This window comes from Clostridium sp. D46t1_190503_E9 (genome assembly GCF_015555225.1).
GTDB lineage: Bacteria > Bacillota > Clostridia > Clostridiales > Clostridiaceae > Clostridium.
Window position 1 is genome coordinate 64,274 of the sequence record NZ_JADNKB010000002.1, and the last position, 23,150, is coordinate 87,423.

Annotated in this window: 19 protein-coding genes; 2 read left to right on the plus strand and 17 right to left on the minus strand. The window is 28.3% G+C overall.

Annotated features, from left to right (window positions below; all coding sequences use genetic code 11):
- Positions 1-278: 278 nt before the first annotated feature.
- From spoVE to ychF, 9 genes are all read right to left on the minus strand, one after another.
- Positions 279-1,397: a stage V sporulation protein E gene (gene spoVE / locus I2E83_RS02210; RefSeq protein WP_195264047.1), complete on the minus strand. Its 1,119-nt coding sequence runs from the start codon at positions 1,395-1,397 to the stop codon at positions 279-281.
- 22 nt (positions 1,398-1,419) lie between these two features.
- The gene (mraY, locus tag I2E83_RS02215) at positions 1,420-2,394 is read right to left on the minus strand and encodes a phospho-N-acetylmuramoyl-pentapeptide-transferase (protein WP_195264046.1); all 975 of its coding nucleotides are present in this window, start codon (positions 2,392-2,394) and stop codon (positions 1,420-1,422) included.
- A gap of 34 nt (positions 2,395-2,428) precedes the next feature.
- The gene (murF, locus tag I2E83_RS02220) at positions 2,429-3,790 is read right to left on the minus strand and encodes a UDP-N-acetylmuramoyl-tripeptide--D-alanyl-D-alanine ligase (protein ID WP_195264045.1); all 1,362 of its coding nucleotides are present in this window, start codon (positions 3,788-3,790) and stop codon (positions 2,429-2,431) included.
- 15 nt (positions 3,791-3,805) lie between these two features.
- On the minus strand, positions 3,806-5,257 hold the full coding sequence (locus I2E83_RS02225) for a UDP-N-acetylmuramoyl-L-alanyl-D-glutamate--2,6-diaminopimelate ligase (protein WP_195264044.1): 1,452 nt from the start codon (positions 5,255-5,257) through the stop codon (positions 3,806-3,808).
- A gap of 101 nt (positions 5,258-5,358) precedes the next feature.
- Complete coding sequence (locus tag I2E83_RS02230; RefSeq protein WP_195264043.1) at positions 5,359-7,554, minus strand: stage V sporulation protein D; 2,196 nt, start codon at positions 7,552-7,554, stop codon at positions 5,359-5,361.
- 90 nt (positions 7,555-7,644) lie between these two features.
- Positions 7,645-8,082: a cell division protein FtsL gene (locus tag I2E83_RS02235; protein WP_195264042.1), complete on the minus strand. Its 438-nt coding sequence runs from the start codon at positions 8,080-8,082 to the stop codon at positions 7,645-7,647.
- A gap of 36 nt (positions 8,083-8,118) precedes the next feature.
- The gene (gene rsmH / locus I2E83_RS02240) at positions 8,119-9,051 is read right to left on the minus strand and encodes a 16S rRNA (cytosine(1402)-N(4))-methyltransferase RsmH (RefSeq protein WP_195264041.1); all 933 of its coding nucleotides are present in this window, start codon (positions 9,049-9,051) and stop codon (positions 8,119-8,121) included.
- 11 nt (positions 9,052-9,062) lie between these two features.
- Entirely contained in the window at positions 9,063-9,491 is a 429-nt protein-coding gene (mraZ, locus tag I2E83_RS02245) for a division/cell wall cluster transcriptional repressor MraZ (protein ID WP_195264040.1), read from the minus strand.
- A 213-nt stretch (positions 9,492-9,704) separates the two neighbouring features.
- Positions 9,705-10,802, minus strand: a complete 1,098-nt coding sequence (ychF, locus tag I2E83_RS02250) for a redox-regulated ATPase YchF (RefSeq protein ID WP_195428383.1) — start codon at positions 10,800-10,802, stop codon at positions 9,705-9,707.
- A gap of 394 nt (positions 10,803-11,196) precedes the next feature.
- On the opposite strand from ychF, the gene pdaA reads away from it, so the two are divergent.
- Complete coding sequence (gene pdaA / locus I2E83_RS02255; protein WP_195428385.1) at positions 11,197-11,979, plus strand: delta-lactam-biosynthetic de-N-acetylase; 783 nt, start codon at positions 11,197-11,199, stop codon at positions 11,977-11,979.
- A 22-nt stretch (positions 11,980-12,001) separates the two neighbouring features.
- Here the strand turns inward: pdaA and I2E83_RS02260 are convergent, their stop codons facing one another.
- From I2E83_RS02260 to I2E83_RS02295, 8 genes are all read right to left on the minus strand, one after another.
- Positions 12,002-12,655: a cyclodeaminase/cyclohydrolase family protein gene (locus tag I2E83_RS02260; protein ID WP_195428387.1), complete on the minus strand. Its 654-nt coding sequence runs from the start codon at positions 12,653-12,655 to the stop codon at positions 12,002-12,004.
- 2 nt (positions 12,656-12,657) lie between these two features.
- The gene (locus I2E83_RS02265) at positions 12,658-13,806 is read right to left on the minus strand and encodes a glycosyltransferase (protein WP_195428389.1); all 1,149 of its coding nucleotides are present in this window, start codon (positions 13,804-13,806) and stop codon (positions 12,658-12,660) included.
- A gap of 2 nt (positions 13,807-13,808) precedes the next feature.
- Complete coding sequence (locus tag I2E83_RS02270) at positions 13,809-15,089, minus strand: glycosyltransferase (RefSeq protein ID WP_195428391.1); 1,281 nt, start codon at positions 15,087-15,089, stop codon at positions 13,809-13,811.
- A gap of 9 nt (positions 15,090-15,098) precedes the next feature.
- Positions 15,099-16,631 (minus strand): murein biosynthesis integral membrane protein MurJ, encoded by a 1,533-nt coding sequence (gene murJ, locus I2E83_RS02275; RefSeq protein ID WP_195428393.1) that lies wholly within the window; start codon positions 16,629-16,631, stop codon positions 15,099-15,101.
- A complete protein-coding gene (locus I2E83_RS02280; protein WP_195428395.1) occupies positions 16,624-17,358 on the minus strand; it encodes a WecB/TagA/CpsF family glycosyltransferase in 735 nt (244 codons plus the stop codon). Before I2E83_RS02280 ends, murJ begins: the two co-directional genes overlap by 8 nt.
- A gap of 221 nt (positions 17,359-17,579) precedes the next feature.
- On the minus strand, positions 17,580-18,614 hold the full coding sequence (locus I2E83_RS02285) for a tetratricopeptide repeat protein (RefSeq protein WP_195428600.1): 1,035 nt from the start codon (positions 18,612-18,614) through the stop codon (positions 17,580-17,582).
- A gap of 336 nt (positions 18,615-18,950) precedes the next feature.
- Complete coding sequence (locus tag I2E83_RS02290; RefSeq protein ID WP_195428397.1) at positions 18,951-20,678, minus strand: phospho-sugar mutase; 1,728 nt, start codon at positions 20,676-20,678, stop codon at positions 18,951-18,953.
- Positions 20,679-20,803: 125 nt separating this feature from the next.
- Positions 20,804-21,403, minus strand: coding sequence for a 50S ribosomal protein L25 (locus tag I2E83_RS02295; RefSeq protein WP_195428399.1), 600 nt, complete (start codon positions 21,401-21,403; stop codon positions 20,804-20,806).
- Positions 21,404-21,608: 205 nt separating this feature from the next.
- On the opposite strand from I2E83_RS02295, the gene I2E83_RS02300 reads away from it, so the two are divergent.
- Positions 21,609-23,072: an aminotransferase class I/II-fold pyridoxal phosphate-dependent enzyme gene (locus I2E83_RS02300; protein ID WP_195428401.1), complete on the plus strand. Its 1,464-nt coding sequence runs from the start codon at positions 21,609-21,611 to the stop codon at positions 23,070-23,072.
- The last annotated feature ends 78 nt before the right edge of the window (positions 23,073-23,150 follow it).

Genomic DNA, 23,150 nt, shown 5'->3' on the forward strand with positions numbered 1-23,150 from the left:
TTTACTAAATTTAAATTTTTTATAATAATTTAATATTTTTTTAATTATTTTAATAACTGCAAAAAAGTGTATTAATTAGTTTCCTTATTATGTAACTTGAAATTTATCAGTATATACCAAATTAAAACTGTATAAAAGAAGGTATAAAGTCGTATATTGATTTTAAAAGTAGTAAATAATTTATATAACTTATTCTTTAAAACATTATACTTTACTGACTATTAAATAAAAAAAGAGTAAAGATCTTATTAATATCCTACTCTTTTTTTATTTAATAGTTATACTTCTTTTCCTTGTACTTGCCTTGATATGTTCAAAAGTATTCCCATTGCCATCATATTTATTACTAGTGATGTTCCACCATAACTAATAAAAGGCATTGGTACACCAGTTACAGGCATTGATCCTGTTACAACCGCAATATTAATAATAGCTTGAACTGCAATTATAGATGTTATTCCTATAGATAAAAGTGTTCCATAAGTATCCTTGGCTTTCATGGCAACTTTAATTCCCCTCCAAACAAAGAATACAAATAATGCAACTATAAATAAACATCCAATTAACCCAAGTTCTTCCCCTATAATAGAGAAAATAAAATCATTATGTGGTTCTGGCATATATAATGTTTTTTGTCTTGACTGTCCAAGACCAAGTCCTGTTATTCCTCCAGCTCCTAATGCATAAAATGATTGAATCAACTGATAACCATCTCCAGCTGGATCTTTCCATGGATTTAAAAAGTTAAGCATTCTTGCTCTTCTATAATCTTCTCCAAATATAAAAAACATAACAGCAACTAATAACACTGGAGCAACTTTCCCAAATAAATCTTGGATTCTTCCACCTGCTACAAATAACATTATAAATGTAACTATCATTATAATAGCTGCTATACTTAAGTTTTTTTCTAATAATATCATACCTGCGAAAAAACCTGCAACTCCTAAATATGGTACTATACCAGTCCAGAATTTTTTAACCCCATCTCCCTTTAAATCTAAGCTCATTGCTAAAAATAAAACTACTACATATTTAGTAAGCTCAGATGGTTGAAAAGATAATGGTCCAAGTTGTATCCATCTCTTTGCCCCATTTACTGCTGGAAAGAAAAATACTGCTACTAATAACGGTATAGTTATAATTAAAAGATGAGGAGTAAATTTTTTCAGCTTATGATAATCTATACTGGCAATAAACACCATAACTACTAACCCAGTAATAGCCCAAATCAGTTGCTTTTTTAAATATAGCATGCTATCGCCCTCTTTAAACATAGCATAATATGAACTTGCTGAATATATCATAATTACCCCTATTGCTAATAATAATATAACAGCATAAAATATACCATAGTCAATTTCGCCCATTCTTACTTTTGGCTTTTTTTCTCTCATAAAAACTCCTCCAATCTAGTGATTAAAGGGCTATAAATCCTACAAAGCATAATATTACAGTTACTATAGCAAAGACTGTAACGATTTTTGTTTCACTCCATCCTACTTGCTCAAAATGATGATGAATTGGTGCCATTTTAAATAATCTTTTTCCTCTTAACTTGTATGATGAAACTTGTAAAATTACTGATAAAGTTTCAAATACATATATTCCACCAACAATAAATAATATTAAAGGTAATTCTAAAATCAATGCAATAGTTGCTATTGCACCTCCAATTGCTAAAGATCCAGTGTCACCCATAAACACTTTTGCAGGATATGCATTAAACTTTAAAAATCCTAACAATCCTCCTGCTAATACAATTGAAAATACCGCTAATGATTCATGCTTCATTGTAAATGCTATAACTGCAAAAAATGTTAAAACTAAAACACTAACAGTAGATGCTAATCCATCTAATCCATCTGTTAAATTTACTGCATTTGTCGCACCAGCATAGTATACTATTACAAAAGGAATATAAAGAATTCCAAGTGGAATTTTTGTATCTATAAATGGTATTCTTAAAGCCGTTCCTAAATTAACATATCCATATACTGCAATTGCAGTTGAGAAAATGATTAATAGCAACATTTTTTGCCATGCTTTTAATCCTTCATTTTGTTTCTTTATAATCTTTAGAATATCATCTAAAAATCCTATAAATCCAAAAGCAAGTAATGAATATAGTGCAATCATTGCTTCATCTGTAGGACTAAATCTCATTACCACCATAACTATTGCTGTTGAAATTATAAATATAATTCCCCCTATAGTTGGAGTTCCTGCTTTTTTTAGATGGCTTTGAGGCCCTTCTTTTCTTATATTTTGACCAAACTTTAATCTTCTAAGCATTGGTATAGTTATAGGACCCAGTATTAATGATACTATAAATGCTAATACTAACCCTATTGTTAAGTTAGACGTAAATATGTCTATTATTTTATCCCCCATTGTACCTGCCTATAAAGGCAGTTCACCTCCTTCGTTATATTGAGACTTCTTCTAATGAACTAACTATATCTTCAAACTTCATACCTCTTGAAGCCTTTACTAAAACTACATCATTTTCTTTTATTATAGTATCTAATTTATCTATACATTCTTCTTTTGTAGTAAAAGTAATTATATTTTCTTCTGTAAATCCTTTTTTAAAACAATCTTTGTATTCTCCTATTGCTATTAATAAATCAACTTTATTTAAAGCATAGTTTCCTACTTCGATATGTGACTTTACAGCTTCTTCACCTAATTCATTCATAGTCCCAAGTATAGCTATTTTTCTTCCTATTTTATAAGTACTAAGTACATCCATTGAAGATTTCATTGAATCCGGGCTAGCATTATAACAATCATTTATAATTGTTATTTTATTTTTCTTAATAACTTGTAGCCTCATTGATGTAGCTTCTAAATTTTTTATACCTTTTTTCATTTCATCAAAAGTAACATTTAATTTTTTAGCTACCCCTATAGCAATCATTGAATTTAATATATTATGCTTCCCCGCCATAGGAATTGTAAATATACTCTCTTCATTTTTATCTTTAACTGTAAATGTTGTTTTATCTTCCTCTAGTATAATATTAAATGCACATACATCATATTCATGATTATAACCAATTTTTAGAATTTCAAAACACTTATCTTTTATTTTTAATAAATTTTCATCTTCTCCATTTATTATAAGAGTGTTTGTTTCATCAAAATAATTAAATATTTCACTCTTAGCTTTTAATATATTTTCTTGAGTTTTTAAATTTTCTATATGAGATAATCCTATATTTGTGATAACTGCTATATCCGGTCTTGCACAATTTGCAAGAACATCTATTTCACCTAAGTTACTCATTCCCATCTCTAAAACAGCTACATCTATGGAATTATCAAGTTCTAAAATCATAAGAGGCAAGCCTATTTGATTGTTGAAATTTCCTTTAGTCTTAAAGACATTGTATTTCTCGCTTAAAAAAGCAGCAATCAAGTCCTTTGTAGATGTTTTTCCACATGATCCAGTAACTCCAACAACTTTTACACCTAGCTTCTTTCTATAATAATGAGCAAGATTTAGTAAAGCTTTCTCAGTATCTTCAACTTTTATTATTGTTTGCAGATTTTGGGTGTTATTTACATCAAATAATATTTCATCAACTATTGCTATAGAAGCTCCTTTTGAAAAAGCTTCCACAACAAATTTATTTCCATTAAACCTTTCGCCTTTTATAGCAAAATATATATTGTTCTTTTCTATTTTTCTTGTATCAATACAAACTCTATTGAAATCAGTTTTTCCTTTAACTATTAATTCACCACTCACGGCTTCTAAAAGTTCATTTAAAGATAATTCCAATTCATCCACCTCTAATTATTTCTTCTTACTTATTAAAATTTCATCTACTACTTCTCTTTCATCAAAATGAATTACACCTTCACTTGTGATTTGATAATTTTCATGACCCTTACCAGCTAAAACAACTACATCGCCTTCTTCAGCCATTCCAAGGGCAAGCTTAATTGCTTCCACTCTATTTTCAATCGCTAAATAATTTGATTTTGTAATACCTGCAACTATTTCTTTTATAATTGCCATCGGATCTTCTTCCCTAGGATTATCTGATGTAATTATAGCTAAATCTGCAAGTTCTGTTCCAATCCTTCCAAGCTCAGCTCTCTTTACCTTATCTCTATCTCCACCACATCCATATACAGCTATTAATCTATTTTTAGTAAATCCTTTTAATGTTTCTAAAATATTTTTTAATCCATCAGGAGTATGCGCAAAATCTATTATTATGTCATAAGGTATGTCATATTTATAACCTATTCTTTCGCATCTACCTGGTACAACAACATCTAATAAGCCTTTCCTTATTGACTCATTGCTAATTCCTAAAATACTCATTGCGCCTACTGCACCTAAAGCATTATATACATTATATTCTCCTGGTAAAACTGAATTGAATTCTTCTCCATTTATTTTAAAATGTATATCTCCTTCTTTTAACATAAGATCTGATGCTTTAAAGTCACTATTATTTTTTATTGAATAAGTTTTGATTTTCTTATTTTCTAATTTTTCAACATCTTTTAACACTCTATATCCAAAATCATCATCAACATTTATTACGCAAGCTTTACTTCTTTCAAACAATTTAAATTTTGCATTGTAATAATTATCAAAAGATTTATGGAAATCTAAATGATCTCTTGTTAAGTTTGTAAATATTCCAACTTCAAACTCACAACCATAAACTCTATCTAGCTGTAATGAATGTGATGAAACCTCCATAACACAATACTCACAATTCGCATCTACCATATCCTTAAATAATTTTTGAAGTTCTAATGATTCAGGAGTAGTTCTTTCAGATTTAAGCTTATTTTCTCCAATATAATTAGCTATTGTTCCAACAAGACCTACTTTCTTCCCTGCTTTCTCAAGCATTGATTTTAGTAAATATACTGTTGTAGTTTTACCATTTGTACCTGTAACACCTATTAATTTTAAAGCTTTTGTTGGATGACCATAATAATTTGCTGACATCGTAGCAAGCGCTTTTCTTCCTTCCTCAACAAGAAGAACTGTTATATCTTTACTTTTTATATCTATTTTTTTCTCACAAAGTATTACTTTTGCCCCTGCTTCTATAGCTTTATTTGCATAATTATGTCCATCAACTTCGAAACCCGTAAGACATACGAATAAGTCACCTTCATTTACTTTTCTACTATCATATTGAATGTGATTTACTTCTTTTTCTACTGTTCCTTCTAATAATTTATAATCTACTCCCTTTAATAAATCTAATAACTTCATTTCACCATCTCCTTAATATTCTAAAAAGAACTCCCTATGTCTTTTGTATAAAAATTTAGCATGTGAGTGTCCCACATGCTAATGTAAAGGGATATTCTAAATTAATCTCCATATTCTTCGTTTAATACAAGTTTTACATTCGTTCCTTTTATTATCATTTCACCCTTTGGAATACTTTGCTTAACTATTGCACCTTCACCTTCAAATGTATAATTTATACCTAAATCATTTAATATTTTAGATGCAGACTCTAAGGAGTACCCCCTTAAATCAGGCATAACGACATTTTTATTATAAGACTCTGAGTCTCCTGTGTCTATATTAATCTTAGAATTTTCTTTAACTGTGTATCCTGGATAAGGCTTCACACTTGTTATTATAGACCCATTTCCTTCGATATTATACTCTAAATTATATTCTTTTAATATTTTTTTTGCTTCTTCTATTTTAAGTCCTCTTATTTCAGGAATAACTACATCTTTAACAATACTATCTATATCATCCTTTGATATTTCTGAGTTCATATAATTAAATATATCTGTAAATAATTCATTAGCAAGTGGAGCTACTATTTGTCCTGCATAATAAGTCCCTGTCCCAGGTTCATCTATAGAAATAAACACTGAAATTTGTGGATCATCAGCTGGTGCAAATCCTGCTAAGGAAGATATATATTTACCTGATTCATATCCACCACCATTTGGATTAACTTTTTGAGCTGTTCCTGTTTTAGCCGCAATATGATATCCTTCAACGTAAGCCTTGCTTGAACCTCCATATGAAACTACTCTTTCTAAATAATCTCTTAAAATAGCAGTATTTTCTTCACTTAAAACTTCTGTTACTTTTGGTTCAAATGTTTTATCAACAACGACATTTCCATTTTCATCTTTAGAAACAACTTCCTTCATTATATGAGGTTGGATTAACTTTCCACCATTTACAATACTATTGAATGCTGTCATATATTGAATTGCATTTACTGTGTTTGTTTGACCAAATGAAATTGTTGCAAGATCAGCTTCATTAATATTTTCTGTTTTCTTAACAATTCCCTTTGCTTCTCCTGGTAAGTCAACTCCACTAACTTTACCAAAGCCTAATTTAGCTATATACTCATTTAACTTTTCTTTTCCTATTCTTTTACCAATTTCCATAAATCCAACGTTACATGAGTTTTGAAGTATTTCTGGTAGTATTTGTGTTCCATGACCTGACGTTTTCCAACATTTTATAGTATGAGGACCAACCTTTAAACTTCCGTTACAAGTAAATGTATCTGACTCCTTAACAAGACCTTCTTCCAAGTTTCCAATCATAGTTACAACTTTAAAAATTGATCCTGGTTCAAAAGTATCATTTACTAAATGATTTCTCCACATTTTTTGAACTTTTTCCCCTGTAGTTGAACCTTCATAATTTTCTGCGCCTTCATATGGATTATTTGGATCAAAATCAGGTTTATTTACCATTGCTAATATTTCACCATTATTAGGATTCATTATAATTATAGAAACTTGTTTTGCCTGGTTATCTTTATAACCTTTTTCAGCTATTTTCTCCGCAAAAGACTGCAAATTAGCATCTATTGTTAATGTAACATCCTTTCCATCTACTGGAGCTGTAAATTTGGATATTGTATATGGTAATTCATCATTATACTTATCTAATTCTGAAATACGAAGTCCTGGAGTACCTGATAAATAATCATTATACTGTAACTCTACCCCAGTTAAACCTTGACCATCAATATTAGTACTACCTAAAACATGGGCCAAAAAGTTTCCATTTGGATAATATCTTTTTGTATCTGGCGATACTATTACTCCTGGTATGTTTAAATCTTTAACTTTATCTGCCTGTTCTTTTTCTATTCTTCTAACTAATGTTGCTGCACCAGCATTAGCCCCACTTGGTAGCTTTGTATTTAGCTTTTTTAAAACTTTTTCTACATCCATTTCTAAGGCTTCTGATATTTTAGGAGCTATGGAATCATTTGTTAAATTTTCTTTCCTTAAATGTGATCTTATTGAATTTAAGTCAAAATCTACTCTATAAACATTTGCAGATACTGCAAGTTCTACCCCATTCCTATCAAGTATTCTGCCTCTTCTCGCATCAATTTTAACTTCACTTGTCCACTGTTCTTCAGCCCTTGCTGAATAATCTCCTCTTTTAACTATCATTATGTAGGAGAGTCTAATTATTAAAAGAGCAAATAAACACGTTAATGCGGTAAGCGCTAATGATATTCTTTTTTTCATTAGCGCTTTATCTCTATAATTCTTCTTATTCACATCAATGCCTCCATGTAATTTTTTAAAAACATGTCGAGTGTAAACTTAACACTCTTTATCTTGGCAAGTGTACTATTTTATAACTTATGTTTATTCCCCTAAGTTAGCAAAAAAGTTTTTAGTTAAATCCACTTCTACTGAATCATTTTTTTCAGGAATTTTCATTCCTGATTTATTTGCTATATCTTTTATATCTGCTAGTGATGAATATCTTAGTAAGTTTACCCTCAATGCTTCTCCTTCCGCAGTAACAGTCTTTATTTCACTTTTTACTTTTGAAAGATCATTTTGCATTCTATAAACTTTGCCATCTCTTGCAATAGTACTAACACCTAATATTAAAGCAATACAAGATACTTGTAATATACTTTTTACAATAGCCTTCTTTGCTGCCTTTTCTTTTCTTTGTAGCTCTCTTTGTTTTCTTTCTTGTTTTTCTCTCTCTATTCTCTTGTCTATCTCATTATACTTTCTCTTTGGAGTTGTTACTGTATTACCCCTTATATAATCATATTCTCTATCAACCATTTTATTACATCCCCCATACATTTTACTTAACTTTTTTTAAATTCTCTCTATAACCCTTAATTTAGCACTTCTACTTCTTGGATTTTCCTCTACTTCTTCTTTTGTGGGTTCAATAGCCTTTCTACTAATTAATTTAACTTTTGCTTTCCCACCACAAACACAAATTGGAAACTCTTTTGGACAAGTACACGATGTTGCTAATTCCTTAAATTTTAGTTTAACTATTCTATCCTCTAAAGAATGGAAAGTTATTATAGCCATTCTTCCACCTTTGTTTAATCTATTTACACCATCTTCAATGGCCTTATTTAGTATAGATAATTCACTATTTACTTCTATTCTAATAGCTTGAAAAGTTCTTTTTGCCGGATGCGGCCCTTCTCTTCTAGCCTTAGCAGGTATAGCAGCTTTAATTATTTCCACTAACTCTAAGGTAGTTTCTATCGGTTTATTTTCTCTATTTTCTACTATAAATCTTGCAATCCTTTTAGCGAACTTTTCTTCACCATAATCTCTAATTATTCTATAAATTTCTTCTTCAGCATACTCATTTACAACTTCATATGCAGATAAAGAGTTTTCTCTATTCATTCTCATATCTAAAGGTGCATCTTGCATATAGCTAAATCCTCTATCACCCTCATCTAGTTGATAAGATGACACACCAAGGTCCATCAGCATTCCATCTATTTTTTCAATTTCTAAATTATTCAAAATAGAATCAATATTATAAAAATTACTATGAACAAACTTTACATTTTTATAGTTTTGTAGCCTTTCTCCTGCTGCTTTAAGTGCATCTTTGTCCTGATCTACCCCAATTAAAGTTCCATTCTCAGATAACTTTTTTAATATTTCTAAAGAATGACCTCCACCACCAAGTGTTCCATCAACATATATTCCATCTTCTTTGATATTTAATCCCTCTATGCACTCATTTAAAAGTACCGATACATGTTTAAATTCCATAATACTACTCCTTATATTCCTAAATCGCTCATTTTTTCAGCAATAGAATCAAAATCTATATCTGATTCATTATATTCTTGCCATTTTTCTTTGCTCCAGATTTCAACTCTAGTTAATACTCCTATACTTACTATTTCCTTTTCTATACATGCATATTCCTTTAAATTTTGAGGAATTAAGCCTCTTCCTTGTTTATCAACTTCAACTTCACAGGCTCCTGAAAAAAAGAATCTAACAAATGCTCTTGCATCTTTATTTGTAAGTGGTAAAGATTTCAATTTAACTTCTAGAGCTCTCCATTCTTCCATTGGATATGCGTAAAGACATCCATCTAAGCCTTTAGTAATAACAAAATTACTACCTAACCCCTCTCTTAGTTTTACAGGGACTATCATTCTATTTTTAGCATCTATTGCATGTTGATATTCTCCTATAAACATCTTTACCCCTACCTCATAATAATATATCCGCTCCACTTTCAACCACTTTTAACCACTTTATAATACTATTTTATAGAATTTAAACCAATTCTTCAAGGCTTATTTGATTTTTTAAGAATTTATTTTACATAATTAATAAAAAGTTATAATTTTTGTAATTATTAGTTTGAAAATAAAAAAGGCTGATACAAAATCAGCCTTTTTAAGAAGTAGCTATACATTAAATCTAAAGTTTACTACATCTCCATCTTTCATAACATATTCTTTACCTTCTAATCTGTAAAGTCCCTTTTCCTTAGCTGCTGCTTCTGAACCACATTCTACTAAATCATTATATGATACTATTTCTGCTCTAATAAATCCTCTTTCTATATCTGAATGTATCTTACCAGCTGCTTGTGGTGCTTTTGTTCCTTCTTTTATAGTCCAAGCTCTTACTTCTTGAACTCCTGCTGTTAAATAACTTATTAAACCTAATAATTTATAACTAGCTCTTATAAGTTTATCTAATCCTGATTCTGTTAAGCCATATTCACTTAACATTTCTTGTTTTTCTTCTTCTTCTAATCCTGATAGTTCTTCTTCTAGTTTTGCACAAACAACAACAACTTCTGAATTTTCACTTTCTGCATGTGCTCTTACTTTTTGAACATACTCATTATTTGTGTTACCTTCCATCATATCATCTTCTGATATATTGCATGCATAAAGAACTGGCTTTGAAGTTATTAAGAATAATCCTTTTATTATTTCTTCTTCCTCTTCTGTTACTTCTAATGTTCTTATAGGTAAGTTTTTCTCTAAATGAGCCTTAACTTTTTCCATTAAAGCATATTCTTCCTTAGCCTTTTTATCTCCAGATCTAACTTGTTTAATTGATCTTTCCATTCTTCTTTCTAAAACTTCTAAATCAGCAAATATAAGTTCTAAGTTTATAGTTTCTATATCTCTTATTGGATCAACTGACCCTTCAACGTGTACAACATTTCCATCGTCAAAACATCTTACAACATGAACTATTGCAGAAACCTCTCTTATATGAGATAAAAATTTATTTCCTAATCCTTCACCTTTAGAAGCACCTTTTACAAGTCCTGCTATATCATAAAATTCAACTGCAGTATAAACCTTCTTTTTAGTATTATACATTTTTTCTAAAACATCTAATCTTTTATCTGGTACACTAACTACTCCAACATTGGGCTCTATAGTACAAAAAGGATAGTTTGCTGACTCTGCTCCAGCTTTTGTAATTGCATTAAATAAAGTACTTTTACCTACGTTTGGTAAACCAACTATTCCTAAATTCATCTATGTACATTCCTTTCTTCTCTTAAATCATATCCTTAAAATTATACTCTACAATATTAATTATTTCAATATATATAAGTTTTAATATAAATTTAGAATTTAATAAAAACGAATATTGATTAATATTATATAAATTGTAAAAAAGCTTTCATTCTCTCATTTTTTTCGTAAAATATTATTTTTTCTCAAAATTCTACCTTCTGAAATAATGCTAATTATGTAGTTTATTAACTAAAGATATATGAACGGTAATTAATAGCATTTATACATTGTATTTCTATGTGTAAAAGATTTATTTTAGATAAAAATAAATTTATATAAGTTGCAATTAAAAATTCTATTTTTATAGACAACTTATAGAAATAGAGATTATTTATACAAAGGTGGTGAACTAATGAAAAAAATAAATATTTTTGCTACTTTTATACTATCTTTAATTATTATCTTTACTTCATCTTTTATACCTGTTAATGCTCTAGCCTCTGATGATTTAGAGCTAAATTGGTATTTTGTAAACAGAGAAAAAGGTAAAACCCCAGAACCGCCTAAAGAGTCTGCTGACTTTTTCAACGACTTTGGAGCCTATTATGTAGGTGATACAAATTCAAAAGTACTATATTTAACTTTTGATGAAGGCTATGAAAATGGCAATACTCCTAAAATCTTAGATATTTTAAAAGATGAACAAGTTCCTGCTGCATTTTTTGTAGTTAAGCCTTACATAAAGGAGCAACCTGAAATAGTTAAAAGGATGGTAGATGAAGGACATTTAGTTTGTAACCATACTTCGCATCATCCATCTATGGCTAGTATTTTAGATAATGAAAAATTCAAAAAAGAATTCACTGATGTAGAAGAAGAATTTAAAACATTAACTTCACAAGACATGCCAAAATTCTTTAGACCTCCGATGGGAAAGTATTCTAAAAATTCTTTAAAGAAAACTCAAGATTTAGGATATAAAACAATTTTTTGGAGTTTTGCTTATAAAGATTGGCTTGTTGATAATCAGCCTGAAGAATCTGCTGCAGTAAAAAAGATAGTAAATGGAGCTCATCCAGGTTCTATAATGTTATTACACGCAGTATCTGATACAAATACCAAAATATTAAAAACTGTAATTCAAGAACTTAAAGCTCAAGGATATGAATTTAAAGCTTTAAATGAATTACCCTAAAAAAATATAGTCTCTTTTGAGACTATATTTTTTTAGGGTATATCATATTTTCGACTTCATTCATTAAGTTAGACTTTTTAATATAAGAATCATTAAGTATATTCTTACATTTATTTTCTATTTCCTCACAAATTTTTTCTTCTCTTAAGAAATTTAAATTAACTTTTACATTAATTATCGAACTTTCTATTGCTGAATGTAATAAAACAGTTGCAACACCAGCATCAGAAATCAAGTTTTTATTACCATATTTAATTGCAAATTCAATATTATCATAAAACTTAATACACTCTTCTGCTAATAATAGTGGTGTCTCCATTGCTTTAATGGTGTTTTCTTTAATTTTCGCTTTCCTTATTATAATCTCTTTTTCATTATCTTTAGATAATTTATAGCTATCCATTAAACTTAAAAAATCATTTCTATCTTGTTCCATGAAATTTTGGGCTTTTTTAGTAAACTCTTTAGCTTCTTCTTGCAGTTTAATCATCTTATTTTTTTCATTATCACTTAGTTTTTCAAAAACCTTTTTGCCTATTGTTAATGAATAAACCATAGAATTTAAACTACTAGATAAAGCTGCAACTAATGCAGCAGTACTTCCACCTCCTGGAGAAGGCGCATCTGAAGATAATTCTAATATAAATTTATCTATATTATAATCTTTAAACAACATAATTAACCTCTCTTTTCTAATACTAAATCATAAATCTCTAGTATTTCATTTGTTATTTTTTCTTTAGAAAATTTTGATATACAATCTTTTCTTATATCTTCTGCATTATAGGAATTAATATTTTTCATTATATATTTCATTGCATTTCCTAATTCATCAACATCGTCAACTTTAACAATTAATCCATTTTTAGAATTTATAATATCCTCAGCTCCACCATTATAAGTTCCTATTATAGCTTTTCCTGATGCTAAGGCTTCAATATAAACAACTCCAAATGTTTCATATTTTGATGCTAAAACAAACGAATCACATTTACTCATATAATGTGAAACTTCTTTTCTAGATAAGGCTCCCAAAAACTCCACTTGATTTTTTACTTTTAAATCCTCGCAGAGCTTAATTAAAAACTCCTTTTGACTTCCATCACCACCTATTAAAAGCTTAGAGTCAGTCCCTTTGAAGTATTTAGCATATGACCTTATAAGAGTATCCATACCTTTTTCACCTTCTAAAAATGCTAATGAAAAGAAAGTGAAATTACTATTTTTATTTTTACTTAAATAGAAATTCTCTATAGGTATTAGGTTATGTATAACCTTTATATCTTTTCTTCCACAAAATTTTGATATTTCTTTCTTTAATCCATTACCAACAGCTATTAATTGATCCGCTTCCAAATAAGATTCTTTTATTAAAGGTTTGTAACTTTCTTTTATATACACTGCTTTTTCTAAAGAAGAATGCTCAGTAATTATTAATGGTATATTATACTTTTTGGAAATATAATTCGCACTTATCCCTGCCCAAAATGAAGATTGACAATGTATTAAATCTACTTTACCTTCTTTTTTTACTATTTCCTTATATAACTTTTCTAATCTCCTATTAAATACTTTAAACATCAGAGGATTTTTAGGAAGGTAATTGAAATTTTTATATCTATATGTTTTTAAGCCTTCTTCAACATCATAACTTAATCCCATTTTTTCTTTTACCTTAAAAGCTAATGTTAATGGCCAAATTTCGTTATAAGCAATAGTAATTTTTATTCCACGCCCTTGAAGTGCTAACGCTTGTTCTTTAAAAAAGCTTCCATGAACGGGGTTTCTTTTATTATGATACCATGATGGTATAAACATAACGTGCATAACTACTCCCCCTTTAAAATAGAATTTAATCTTTTAGATATATTTTCCCATTCGTATTCTTTAACTTTATTTGATTTACTTCCACTTAAAATATTTTGTGATAAATTAGAAATACATTTATAGATACCTTGCTCATTATTTAAAGCTATACTACACTTATCTAATTTATTTACCACATCAATTATCGGGTCATTTTCATCACCTAAGATAACTAGAATATATCCATTACAGCCAAAGTAATCATATATCTTAGCTGGTATTTGCTTTGAATTCTTATTACCAAAAAGTAATAATATATCAGCATTAACCATATATGCTAGTGCTTCCCTATAAGGTATTCTATTTGATACCTTCACATTACTTATACTAGCTAAGTCATTTTTTATATTTTCATCATCTATATTTCCAAAGAAAAGAATATTTAAACTTTCATATAACTTATTATTTTCCAGCTTAAGTTTATTCATAACATTAATAAATGGTCTAATATCTCTAAGCTTTGAAAAGATTTCTCCAGTATAAACTATATTTATTTTGTTCTTATCTATTAATTTAGGATTTTCCTTTTCTTTTATATCTGAATATATTTTTTCATCATATCCTCTTGTTATAATATAAGTATCTTCTCTTTTTATATTATATGTTTCTATATAATCATCCCTATTAGCATTTGTAACAAAAATATATTTGTCAGCTAAAGAAATTACATTTTTTTCGTAACTTTTTTCGAAGCTTCTTCTTATTAAATTAGATCCTTCTCTTGTAGAATCCTTAAGCCAAGGATCACTCCAATACGTTATCCATTTAAGACTAGGAAATTTTTTCTTAATTTTATATGCGCATATATGACTAGATGGAGGTTCGTGCATAGAAAACATAACATCAAACTTTTCCTTTTTCATAAGTTCAATTCCATATTTACTAGCCTTAAAAGCCCAATATAAATACATATCTGGCACTGCAAGTATCTTTTTCATCTTTTTTAAAGCGCCTTTAACTTTAACCTTACCTAAACTAGTAGTAACAACTGCTGTTTCTTGAGTTTTTCTCGGCATTATTGCTTCAAATAACTTTCCACCTGAAATTATATGTAATTTAATTTTCTTATCTAACATATTAAATATATGTTCATCATAATAAATTGAATTTGAAGGAAAGTTAACTGTTAATAAATGAATAGTATTATCTTCAATTTTGGCTAAATTATTTAAATATTGAAGAGTTTCAATTGATGCTGAGTTGTTAATTAATGGTGAGTAACATGCAATAAATAATATTTTCATTTTACTAGTTTAAACCTCCCTTTTAAATTTTCCCTTTATCATATTTAAAGCCTCATCAAATTCTTCTATTTTTAGAATTTTACACATAATCATAAATAATACTGCTCCAATGCTTCCATCGATTAAAATAATAATAAAAGAACTTTCTATCCCTAATAAATTATTAATAAAATAAAGAATTAAAATCATTAATGATGAACTTAGTATAACCTTACTAATCTTTATTATAACTTCTTTTACATTAAAGCCGCCAACTAGCCTCCTAGTTGAATTTAATAATAACAAAGCTATTATTAAGGATGAAGTCGATGTAGCTGTAGCTATACCTAACACCCCTATGTATTTAGATAAAATTATACTTAAAATTATATTTATAATAACACCTATCAGTCCATTAATTGTAGTAAGTTTTGTTTTTTTCATTGAAAACAATGAAGAGTTTAAAATATCTCTTATTCCTGCAAAAGGTAGCTGCAAAGAATATCCAAGTAGTGCCATAGAAGTTAAAATAACAGCACTTGAATCAAATTTTCCTCTTTCATAAAATACTGCAACTATTTCTTTACTTAAAAATAACATTCCAAAAGTTATAGGAATCAGAAATAAGCATATTATTACAATTGATTTAGTTAAATATTTTATAAATCCATCATTATCTCCAGAATTCAACCTGTTTGCCATTAAAGGATAAACTACTGAAACTATTGATGTTGTTATTGCTGTATTTGCAAATGTGACTATCCTTTGAGAGTACTCTAGTGAAGCCATTGCACCTGTAGTTAATCCTGATGCCAAACTTTTATCTACTAGCATATTAATTGAGTTTGCTCCAGCACCAACTATAACTGGAAGTATTAAAGTCATCATATTTCTAAGTTTTTCATCTTTCAAATCGATATATAACTTAAATTTATATCCTTGTTTATATAATGAAGGAATTTGAACTAATACCCTTAATAAATTTCCTAATACATTTGCAATAGTTAAACCAACAATACTTACTTCTCCGAAAAAAGCTAAATACACTATTATTGGAAGATTAAAGAATAATCCTAACAATGACGGAACAATAAAATCCTCACATACTTGTAGCATTGAAGCAAAACAAGCGTTAACACATAATAAAACTATATTTATTAATGTTATTCTAGTCAAAAATATAGTTAATTCAATTTGCTCTTTAGTAAACTTAGGTACAAAAGCATTAACTATTTCCTTTGTAAAAATCAATCCTAAGATAATTACAAATATTGATAATATGCTTAAAATAGTAACAACATTATTTGAAAATTTAAACATCTCGTCTTTACTTTTATTATGTTTAATTTCACTTAACATTGGTATAAAGGTAGTTGATATTGCAAGGCCAACTATCATAAATACTGACTCAGGTATTGCAACTGAAGCAACATATATGTCATAAGAACCTTCTACTCCAAAGTGATATGCTGCTAACATATCCCTACCGAAACCTATTATTCTACTTAATATAGTCATAGCCATTACTATAAAAGTTGCTTTAAAAATCCTATTCTTACTCATACTTCACCTTTTTATTTTTAGCAACGAGCAATAAAAATTTAGGAATACTTCCAAGTCTCTTTATCCTCCATGGCTCCTTGGAAACTCTATATAACCATTCCAAACCAATCTTTATCATCCATTTAGGAGCTCTATTAACTTTTTCTGCAATAACATCAAAGCTTCCACCAACTCCCATAAATATTTTACATGGCAACTCTTCCATATATTTTACTATAAACTCTTCTTGTCTTGGACAACCCATGGCAACAAAAATTGCGTATGGCCTTCTTCCTTTTATTTCATTTAATATTTCATCTGCTTTATTTAAATCAAAATAACCATTTCTATATCCTACAATATTAATTTTAGGATACTTAACAATTAAGTTTGCAACACAGGAATTAAGGTTTTCGTCACTTGTTCCTAATAAATATATCCCTTTATTTTCTTTTGAGCACTTTTTAATTATTTCTTTCATTAAATCTATCCCTGCTATTTTTTCTTCAACAGGAGTTTTTAAATATTTAGCTGCTATTTGCAAACCTACACCATCAGGTATTATAAATGCTCTATCACTTTTAAAATTTTCTAATAATTCCTTGTTATGAAGACCATTATATAATACTTCTGGATTTCCAGATATAATATGAATTTTTTCATATTTATCAATATATCTTAATGCATCTGATAATTTATTTTTATATACTTTATATCCTAATACATTAATAAAATTATTATCTTTCATCTTTTCTCCTTAATGATACATATATAAAATTATTCATAAATATAATACCATATTTATCTAATTTACTAAAGTTATAAAATGCAAAGCAATTTATTAATGAAAAGTTAATAATGAAAGAGTGAAAAGTTAAGAATATTTTTGCTACGCAAAAGTGAAAATCACCTATTATTAAAAAATCCTGTAAGGATTTTCTCCTTAACTTTTTTCTCTTAACTATTTCACTATTTATTTAATATCTTCTCCAAGTCTTTTACAATTTCATCTTCTGGATCTAACTTTTTAGCTATATCAAGATGTAGTTTAGCTTCTTCTAAATTATTTAAATTCATATAGCACATAACAATATTTGTGCAAATTTCTACTTCTTTTGTAACTTCAAAAGCCTTTTTAAAGTATTTAATTGCACTTTCAAAATCATTTATACACGCATAGTTTATTCCAAGTTCAACAACTACTTCATATATTCCACTTTCTCTTGCTAAGCTTTCATTTAAATAATAAATAGCTTTTTCATAATTTTCAAGTTTTCTATAGGCAACCCCTAAATAATAATAAACCAATGGATTATTTTCAAATTTCTCTAATAATTCAAGTAATAATTTTACTGTTTTAACTGGATCGTCTTTTAAATGTTCTATTGCAACTTCATAATTTGAAATATTAGTAATATCATCAATTAATATATTTACCTCTTCTGTTTTCTTACCACCATTATTTATATATTCATTGATAGCAACCTTTGATCCTTTAAAGTCTCCATCATCTTTTAATATTAAGGTTTTATAAAGATATGCTTCTGGAATTTTCAATGAGTTTTCTTCGCAATATTCAATATCTTGCAATAGTATATTTTTAAAAGCATTATCCTTTTCTCTTAAATTTTCACCAACTAATAAAACCTTTTTCATGACATCAATATCTTTTGAATATCTATAAAAACCTTTTAAAAGTAAGTAAGCATCTATCAATTTATCATCATTTATTTTTTTAGAAATTATGCTTTTTATGCAACTTTCCGTATCTTTTATATACGTTAATATTGTTTCATAATCATCATTAAATCTTAAATTTTCATCGGCACCCATTGCCAAAAACATTCCCTCGATAAAATAATATATAGGCAAATTTTTCAACTTAATTTCATCATTAACATTTGATGTTATGTATTCTGGAGAAATAGGTAAATATAAATCTTTATTTTTAAAATCTACATAACTAGGTATGTTTACACTTTCCTTAAATCCTTTTTTATCCATTTCTAAAAATAATAACTTACCTAATTTTTCTTTAAATGCTGCATTATAATCCAATACAGATACCTCCTTAAAAATTACTTTATTATAAATAATACTATATATTTTACTAGCTTTCAAATAAGAAAGTGGATATATATAAGTTTACTTACTTTTATACTAAATTAATTAACTTATATATATCCACCTAAATAAAATTTTTAATATTAAGTATTTATTCTTTTTATACTTTATATTTAAGCTTATTATTTATTATTACGCTTTATCTATTACACTTTAAAATGTTAAATAAGGTAAGTTATTTTAACAATAACTTACCTTATTATCACTATATAGTTCTTAGTTTAATTTGCTATTTACTAAAGCAACAACTTCATTTTTAAAGCTTTCTAATAGCTCTTCTGAATCCTTTAAGCTATTTCCTTTAACAGCAACATAAGCTTTCATCTTTGGCTCTGTTCCTGAAGGTCTAACTACAAACCATGCTCCATTATCTAAAACAAATTTTAAAACATTTGATTTTGGAAGATTAATTTCTTTCTTTTCTCCATTAACCATATTTTCTTCAACACTTAGTTTATAATCGTATTTAGTAGCTACTTTTACTCCATTAACTTCAACAAGTTTTTCATTTCTTAGTGAATCAATGCACTTAGCTATCTTTTCGCTACCTTCTTTACCTTTTAACTCAAAAGATACTAGAGTTTCTTTAAAGAATCCATACTTTTCGTATAATTCTACTAATCCATCGTATAAACTCTTTCCTTGTTCTTTATAGTATAAAGTCATTTCTGCAATTAACATAGCAGCTACTACAGCATCTTTATCTCTAGCAAAATCTCCTGCTAAATATCCATAACTTTCTTCAAATCCAAATAAATAAGTTTTATCTTTATTTACTTCGAATCCTTGCATTTTTTCGCCTATATACTTAAAGCCGGTTAAAACTTCCATAAGCTCAATATTATAAGCCTCAGCAATTTTCTTAGCTCCATCTGTAGTTACTATAGTTTTAATGATAACACCATTTTCAGGCAGTCTCTCTTCTTCTTTTAAAGCATCTAATATATATTGAGTTAATAATAATCCTGTTTGATTTCCAGTTAATACTTTGTATTCACCTTCGCTATCTTTTACAACAACCCCTATTCTATCCGCATCTGGATCTGTTGCAAAAATAACATCTGGATTTTCTGTTTTAGCCATTTCTAATGCTAGTTTAAATACTGCAGGCTCCTCTGGATTTGGATATGATGCTGTTGGGAAGTTTCCATCTGGCATTTCTTGTTCTTTAACTACTGATACTCCAGTATATCCAAGCTCATTAAGTACTCTTCTTACAGGCATATTTCCTGAACCATGTATTGGAGTGTATATTAGCTTTAAATCGCTAGCATTTTCTTTTACTAAATTCTTTCTAATAGTTAAACTCTTAATTGCTTCAATATAAGCCTTATCTACTTCTTCTCCAATATATTTTAATAAACCTTTTTCTAAAGCTTCTTCTTCATTTATTGTATTTATTTCAGCAAAGTTATTTATTTTGTTTACTTCATTAATTATTATGTTAGCCTTTTCATCAGTAACTTGACCACCAAATTCATCATAGACCTTATATCCATTGTATTCTTTTGGATTATGTGAAGCTGTAACTACAATTCCACCTGTACAATCTAAATGTCTTACTGCAAAAGAAAGCATTGGTGTTGGTCTTAAGCTTTCATATAAATATACTTTAATATTGTTTGCACAAAGAGTTAAAGCTGCAGCTTTTGAAAACTCCTTTGACATGTTTCTTGAGTCATATGCTATTGCAACTGAAGGATTTTCAAATCTACCATTTAAATAATTTGCAAATCCTTGAGTTGCTTTAGAAACAGTATATATGTTCATTCTATTGCTTCCAGCACCAATTACACCTCTAAGTCCACCTGTACCAAACTCAAGATCTTTATAAAATCTATCTTCAATTTCCTTTTCGTCCACTATCGCTCTTAATTCATCTTTAATCTTTTCATCTACTATTTTTGATTCTAACCAATCATTATATTTTTCTCTGTATACCATGCTACCCCTCCTGAAACTAATAAACTAATAATCAGGTAATATTATACACTAAAGAATTTAATTATGGAATAAAAAAATGTAAAGAGACAAAACATTGTATATCTTTACATTTTTCGAAATTATTTTTATTGTTTTTTACTATTTTCTGCTTCTATTTCTTCCATATCATCACTTACAGTTTTTCTTTCATAGCTTACTGAAGCAATTACAGTATTTAAATCATCCATTATTGAAAGTTCAGATGCTATTTCTAAATCTCCTACTCTATAAACATAACCATCATTACTTCCATTAATATTTATATCTACATGTTTTGGTAGTGTATTAGGTGTACATTCTATTCTTATACTATCTTTTTCTTTTTGTAGCACCATCCCTCTTTTGCTTAAATGATTTTCTCCTACATAATGAATTGGTACAGAAGATACTATTTTTTGATTTTGTTCTAATTCTTCTAAATCTAAGTGAATTATTTTGTGTGATACTGGATCTCTTTGAACATCTTTAATTAAAGCTTTGTGAGCACTTCCATTTAAATCAACATCCAATACCCCGTGCTCTCCATTTTTAGAAATTTCTCTACATAATTCTAATTCTCCAACCTCAAACATAAAATCATTTAAATTCTTGCCATATAATATTCCTGGAACCTTTCCAGCTTTTCTCACCTTCTTGGCATTATTAGGTATGTTTGCATCTCTCTTATTTAAGTTTAAATTATTCACAGATAATTCCTCCTATTATTCATCTTCTCTTCAAATATTGTTGTCAGAAATACTATTTTTTATTCAAACTTCACTAATTTACATATTTCTTTTAATTAAATTGAGTATTTTATTGCATAGTTTAAACTAATAAAATATAATATTATTGTTTGTATAAAACTTATTGGATAACCAATAATAGTTATAAGAGAGAAGGTGTTCTAAATTGTATAAATTAAATCAAAACGAAACTCCTCTTTTTGATGCCCTTAAGGAGTATGTAAATAGAGAAACACTACCATTCCATGTTCCTGGACACAAGAAAGGAGTAGGTATAGATAAAGAGTTTAAGGATTTTATAGGTGAAAATCCATTTAAAATAGATGTTACGGTATTTAAACTAGTTGACAGCTTACATCATCCTACTGGTCCTATAAAAAAGGCTCAAGAATTAGTAGCAGATGCTTATAAATCACATGCTTCATTTTTCTCAATTCATGGTACATCAGGTGCTATACAAGCTATGATACTTGCAGTAGTAAATGATGGTGATAAGATAATTGTTCCTAGAAATGTACATAAATCAGTTACTTCTGGTATTATTTTAAGTGGTGCTGTTCCAGTATTTATGGAACCTGAAATTGACAAAAAATTAGGGATTGCTCATGGTGTAACTCCTGAAACTATTGAAAAAACACTTAAAGAAAATCCAGATGCTAAAGCTGTGTTAATTATAAACCCTACTTATTATGGTGTAGCTACAGACATAAAAAATATTGCTGATATAGTTCATAGTTATGATATTCCATTAATAGTTGATGAAGCCCACGGTCCTCATTTAGCATTTTCAGAAAAATTACCTATGTCAGCATTAGAAGCTGGTGCTGATATTTGTGCTCAAAGTACACATAAAATAATAGGATCACTTACTCAAGGTTCTTTATTGCATGTTAAAAGCAAATATGTAGATCCTAAAAGAGTTCAACAAATTTTAAATTTAATGCAGACAACTTCTCCTTCATACATACTAATGGCCTCTTTAGATTGTGCTAGAAGACAAATTGCATTAGAAGGAAAAGAGTTACTTGAAAAAACAATAGAACTTTGCAAGTACACTAGAGATGAGATAAATAAAATCCCTGGATTCTATTGCTTTGGTGAGGAAGTTTTAGGCAAGCCTGGTTCGTATTCATTTGATCCTACAAAGCTTACTATTTCTTCTAGAGAACTTGGAATAACAGGATTTGAACTTGATATGATTCTTGCAGATAAATATCATATTCAAATGGAGTTATCTGACTTTTATAACGTTTTAGCTGTTGGTTCATTTGGAGATACTAAAGAAGGTATGGATAGATTACTTGCTGCACTTAAAGAAATATCTAATGAGTATTATGGTAAAAATAAACCAGTTCAAGATTTCTTAGACATTCCTTCAATACCAATAAAAGTTCTTAATCCAAGAGAAGCTTTTTATAGCGATAAAATTTCAATTCCTTTAACTGAAAGCATAGGTAAAATTTCCGGTGAATTTTTACTTGCTTATCCTCCCGGAATTCCAGTACTTTGTCCTGGAGAAGAAATAACTCAAGAAGTTGTAGATTATGTTCATGATTTAAAAAGAGCTAATTTATATGTTCAGGGAACTGAAGATTTAACTGTAGAAAATATTAAAATTGTAAATAAATAAAACTTACAAAAACCTTATTTATTTATAACAAAATTAAAAACATTTTTATAAATTTCGTAAATAACAAAAAAGGTAATT